Source organism: Peijinzhouia sedimentorum (assembly GCF_049340005.1).
In the GTDB taxonomy this organism is placed as follows: Bacteria; Bacteroidota; Bacteroidia; order Cytophagales; family Cyclobacteriaceae; genus CAXBDP01.
In genome coordinates this window covers 1-5,945 of record NZ_JBMPIY010000021.1, presented here as the reverse complement: position 1 = coordinate 5,945, position 5,945 = coordinate 1, and the positions used below count along the sequence as shown (strand labels likewise).

The following is a 5,945-nucleotide window of genomic DNA, read 5'->3' as shown; positions in this document are numbered from 1 at the left end:
GAAGAATCGATGAAATATATCCTACTTACCAGCCTATTGTTTTTATCCGCAGTGAGCTATGCGCAAACCTTTGGCGGGCCACCGAGCTTTACGCCTGACGTGTTGGACAACCCGATAGATGGTGGCTTGAGCTTACTGCTAGGTGCAGGAGCCGCTTATGGGGCTAAGAAGTTACGCGATAAGAGAAAGACAAATAAAGATCGGAAGAGAAAGTAATAGTTTATATTTCTTGTTCATACGGTTTAGCCTCAATTGTACTTTTTCAAAAGAACTTGCCAAAGAAAGAGCAGAAAACTCAAATAGAAGAGACGAATTCAAGTACCATAAATTCAGAAAAAATTATTTGCATAAAAACTGTCATTCATGACTAATTACTTGGTAATTATCTAAACAATTATGATATTCATTTACTTTCAAGTTTTCTATTTAATGCTAAAATTATATTAATACATATAAAAATTAAGAAAAATAAATACTCTCTTATGTGAGAAATAGTTGAAATAAAATATTTTTAAGTGGTTGACTGTTAATTATTTTATTAAATATTAAAATATATTTGGTAAGTATTTTCAAGATGATGCTTCGGGTGTAGTTTAACATAAAATTATTAGTTCTACCTTGTATGCAATATTCATTGCATACAAGGTAGAACTATGATTAAAACCTTTACAAATTGTTGCAAATATTTAGTATTTGCTGTCTTATTCCTTTTAGTCTTAGGCTTTAACCATACAGTTAATGCTCAAACGGCAACTGCCCCAGCGGCAGGCGATGGAAGCTCAGGCAATCCATACCAAATTGCTACTTTACAAAATTTGTACTGGATTGCTGCGACTGATGTCGTGGTGGCTAGTCCGAACCGCACAACTAGACAAAGTTATCACTTTATTCAAACCGCCAACATAGATGCTTCGGCTACCATCAGTTGGTTTGCCGGTGAAGGTTGGCTACCGATAAATAATTTCACTGGGGTATATAATGGAGATGGTTATGTAATAAGTGATTTATTTATAAACCGCCCTTTAACTTCTGGCATCGGATTATTTAATTCTTTAGATGGAGGAACGCTTGAAAACCTTGGAGTAGTTGACGTAAATATAACTGGACAAGATGTTGTAGGAGGTTTATTAGGCTCTGGATATACTGGGGCAATTGTTAGTGAGTGCTTTGCTACAGGAAGTATAGTAGGAAGAACTCGCGTTGGAGGTTTTGTTGGTTTTGCTAATGTTATTACAATTTCCAACACCTATGCACGAGTTTCGATAACAGCAAGTGGTTCACATGCTGGCGGGTTAGTTGGACAGCTTTGGTCTTCAGTTGTGAATAACTCCTATGCTACAGGAAGCGTAGGAGGAGCAGCTACAAATCAGGGTGGATTGATAGGTAATATAGTATCATCTGGAACAATAGTAAATAGTTTTTATGATTCGGAGGCAAGTGGTCAGAGTGATGATACTGGTAAGGGAGTGCCAAAAACCACAGCCGAAATGAAAACGTTGGCTACTTTTACCACAGATTTGGGAGTAGATGCTTGGGATTTCACTTCTACATGGGCAATGTGTGGTATTGGATTAAATAATGGGTATCCGTACTTACAATCTTTGATGGGCGAAATAGCTTCTGTAGCACCGACTGTTGGCGATGGAACATTAGGAACTCCTTATCAAATTGCTACATTGGCCAACTTAAAGTGGATTTCAGAAGATGAAAGTCGATGGGCTTCACACTATGTGCAGACTGCTAATATTGATGCTTCTTCTACTGCGTATTGGAATTGTGGAGCGGGATGGAGTCCTATTGGGAAAGCTACTACTGTTCCATTTTCAGCAACAAGTTTTAGTAATAGGCCATTCACTGGAACCTATAATGGTGGAGACTATACAATATCTGGTTTAACGATCAACAGGCCTACTTTGAATTATGTAGGTTTATTTGGACTAGTAAGTGGAAGCTCTTCTAGTATAAATAGAATTAGTCTTACCAATGCAAATGTTATTGGCTTTCGATATGTAGGTTCATTAATTGGTTTAAGTTTAAATGCTCAGATTGCATGGGTTTCTACTTCTGGTAGCGTAAGGGGTGTTGGCGATTTCAATAGTAGGGATGTGGGTGGAATAGTAGGTTTTATGCGAGGCACTACTCTTTCTAATTCATTTTCACTTTCTTCAGTTTTGGGTGGTAATGGTGGATTTACAGGCGGAATAGTTGGTTACATGGATGCCGCTCCGTCTGGTGCAGCTGGAACCTCCTCTATTTCTAATTCATTTTCCTCGGGGACCGTTAGTAGTTCAAGTAGTTGGGTTGGTGGGATTGCCGGTTATTTTGAGCAGAGTGTCCTAGAGAATTCATATAGTACTGGTAATGTATCTGGAAGTCAGTTTGTTGGAGGCGCAATTGGTGGACTCCTTTCAGGTAGTAGTTCAACAAATTCGTATAGTGTTGGTTTAGTTAGTGGGAGTTCTCTAGTTGGTGGTTTTATAGGTTCTAGGTCAGGAACAGTTACTAATAGTTTTTACGATTCAGAAACGAGTGGTCGAAGTGATACCGGTAAAGGAGTTGCAAAAACCACAGCTCAAATGAAGAGCTTGGCTACTTTTACTACTGATATTACTCCCAACGATTGGAATTTTACAGCAACTACAGGTATTTGGCAAATCCAGGAATCTGCGGGAGGCTATATTTCCTATCCTTATTTGCAAAGTTTTAACTATGACACTCCTGGGTCTGGTTCAACAGTGAATCCTATTCCAGGGTTAGTAATTGCTGCACCGACCTCTTATACTTGGTCAGGCGGAACAGGTGATGGTAGTGTTGGAAGTAATTGGGATAACGGCATGCCACCTGTAGGCGCAGACATAATCATTCCAGAAAGCGCAACGCCTTATCCAGTATTTAATGCAAATATGGAATTGGGCAACATTACCATTGAGCCGAATGCGACATTGACGATGGCACCCAGCTTCCGATTGGATATCACCGAAGATAGCAATATCACTATCGGAGCGGGAGGAAAACTGATCCTCAAAAGTGATGGCACAGGTACCGCGTACATTGGTAGCCTTACAGGAACAAGTGCGATCACTGGCACGGTGTTACAAGAGCGTTATTTGATGGGCAGCAACCGCAGCTTCCGTTTTATGGGTCATCCTTTTAGCTCAGCCATTCCTTTAAGTGAACTAGGCGATAAGATTGATATTACTGGAAGCGGCACAGGCTTTACGCCTACAGCAACGAACAATCCATCGGCTTTTTATTATGATCCAAGCCAAGGCGATGCGGATACGGAAAATGATGGAGGTTGGACAGCGTTCACGTCTATGACGGATAATTGGAATCGTTACCAAGGTATTAGAGTATTGGTACGAGGTTCAAAAGGCCAAGCCGGCAGTTTTGATGATATAGAATATACGCCAGATCCAGTCACCTTTGAGTGGGAAGGCGAAGTGAATACTGGTACACAAACGATTAATTTAACCTCAGCTTCTCCTTCTGGCGGGCTAAGTGACTTCAACTTAATTGGGAATCCATATCCCTCAGCGATAGATTTGAAGGCGATAACAAGAAGCGTATCCGTGGGAGCGAACTTCTATATCTGGCAACCAAGAGAGAGTACAAGTGGCACGGCTGGTAGAGGTGGAGCATACTTAACAGAACCATTTGCTACAGGCGATCCCACGTATACTTTACCCACCGGTGGCGCTTTCTTTGTAAGAGCCGGAGCAGCTGCGCAAACATTAACAATAGAAGAAGCCGACAAGGTCAATAGCAACGAACCGCTTCAAAGCGTGGCAGGCAGTACGCTACGTATGGATGCTGAACAAGCGAGTAAGTATGGCAGCAATAGTATCCAAATGGTCTTAAGTAGCGAAGGTGAATGGTGGGATCGAAGCATGGTTTTCTTCAATGCAGCAGGAGCAAACACCAGCCAAGACGCAGAAGATGCTACGAAACTGGCGAATCCGGAAGTAAACCTATTCACTGTAAGTGCCGATGACTTTGCGATGGCGATAGATGCTCGTCCTTACCAAGAATCCGAAGGAGCCGAGACTAATATCAACCGCATTCCCTTACATATCCTCAGTCCAGCAAGAGCGTACACGCTTAGCTTACCAGACTTCGACCTTGAAGAAGGCCGAACGCTAAGACTGTATGATCGTTTCACGGAAGAATACATCACTCTTCAAAAAGGCACAACGTACGACTTTGAGGTAACGGACGATCCAAGCAGCAAAGGCCACCGATTTGATCTCGTGATGGGCATAGAAGTGATCACCAGTATCCACCCGAGTAACCATCGCTTCCAAGCGTACTTACTACCGAATCCGGCACAAGAGCAGGTGAGGATCAGCATCCAAAAGCCGGACAATGTAGCGACTACCAATATCCGTATTGTCTCAATGACAGGCGTAGAAGTGAGCAATGAAAAGCTCACCACTGATACATCGGAGCTTGACATTAATCTAAGTCAATTGAGCAAGGGGATCTACTTAGTAGAAATCACGCATGGCACCGAGCGGATTGTAAAACGCTTGATCGTAAACTAAACATAACAAAACTAAAAGAAAGCGGGAGGGTAGACCATCCTCCCGCCATATTTTACCAAGCAAAAAGCAATCACAAATGAAAATAGCTATACTTACCTTCAGCCTCTTATTTCTATCTCTTCTCAGCTATGCGCAAACCTTTGGCGGCCCGCCGAGCTTTACGCCTGACGTGTTGGACAACCCGATAGATGGTGGCTTAAGCTTACTCCTTGGCGCAGGAGCTGTTTATGGTGCTAAGAAACTAAAAGATCAGAGAGCGAAGAAAAAGAAAAACCGAAGAAAATCTTAGAAGTTCAAATGTTTTAATCAATGTGTTGTCGATTTTTGACCAATTGATTAAAGTAAATACTATCTTAAAAAGATTAATTTATTAATCTCTAATAATTGAGGGCAATTTTAGAAATTAAAAAGTAAAGTGCTGATCTAGTTAAATCTATATCTAAATCAATTCAATTTTGGAGAAATTCTAAAGAGTGGTTATACTTGTGACTAATCCTTTGACCATTCTATGAAAAGACATTTACTGCTTACCCTCTTCATTTTTTGTTCCAGTTTCAGCCTTTATGCACAATTAAGCGATGTGCATTATATGCCACCTTTAAAACAGAGAGCAGGTGGCGTTGATCCCAATACCTTTGCTATAATCCAGCAGAACGTTGTTCTTTCAACTCCAGAGACTACGCCTTTTAATGTCAATGTCTATCAAGGTACTAATACCACGCCAATAGCAAGCATTTCCATATCCAATACAAGTAGTGGAACATTTGCTTTAGCAGATGGCAATAATGATATTACATTGGTAACTGATGCAAATACGGGAATTGTATTAAGTAACTCGGGTCTCCGTTTTGAGTCTGCCGGAGGAGAGAAGTTTTACGTGAATTTTCGTGGGAGGTCTCCGTCTCAAGCTACCTCCATCGTATCCAAAGGTCGGCAAGCATTAGGTACTGCTTTCAAATGGGGAGGAGTCCCCAATAGAGGTACCAGTTACAGTCTTTTGAATACAACCATGGGAATAATGGCCACAGAAGATAATACAACGGTAACGATTTTTGGCTATGATCCTGCTGTAACCTTTAGGTTGGGCGCTGATCCGATAGGGTTGACCGATAATTCTATTACAGTGAGTCTGGATGCGGGAGAAACCTACGTATTAGAAACGATTCAATCGGCTGCAAATCCAGCTAATATTGACGGGTGGTTAGGAGCTTCAATAAGTTCTAATAAGAATATCGCTGTTAATGTGGGCTCCATGCATGTGCAACCTTCTGTAATAGGAAATCAAGATGCTGGAGCTGATCAAATTATTCCGGAAAATGCGATTGGTCAGGAGTATATTTTTGTAAGAGGGAATGGAGTGGATGCGACCGAGTTTGCACTTGTGGTTGCTACACAGAACAA

At 41.3% G+C, this 5,945-nt stretch carries 3 protein-coding genes and 1 pseudogene; all 4 read left to right on the top strand.

Annotation, left to right across the window (positions count from 1 at the left end):
- Positions 1-216: PID-CTERM protein-sorting domain-containing protein (locus ACOXY8_RS17130; protein WP_458332843.1), on the top strand; the 216-nt coding region annotated here is incomplete at its 5' end.
- A 437-nt stretch (positions 217-653) separates the two neighbouring features.
- Entirely contained in the window at positions 654-4,544 is a 3,891-nt protein-coding gene (locus ACOXY8_RS17125; protein WP_458332842.1) for a T9SS type A sorting domain-containing protein, read from the top strand.
- 76 nt (positions 4,545-4,620) lie between these two features.
- Complete coding sequence (locus ACOXY8_RS17120; protein ID WP_458332841.1) at positions 4,621-4,833, top strand: PID-CTERM protein-sorting domain-containing protein; 213 nt, start codon at positions 4,621-4,623, stop codon at positions 4,831-4,833.
- A 219-nt stretch (positions 4,834-5,052) separates the two neighbouring features.
- Positions 5,053-5,945, top strand: a pseudogene (locus ACOXY8_RS17115) (hypothetical protein); the annotation flags it as partial.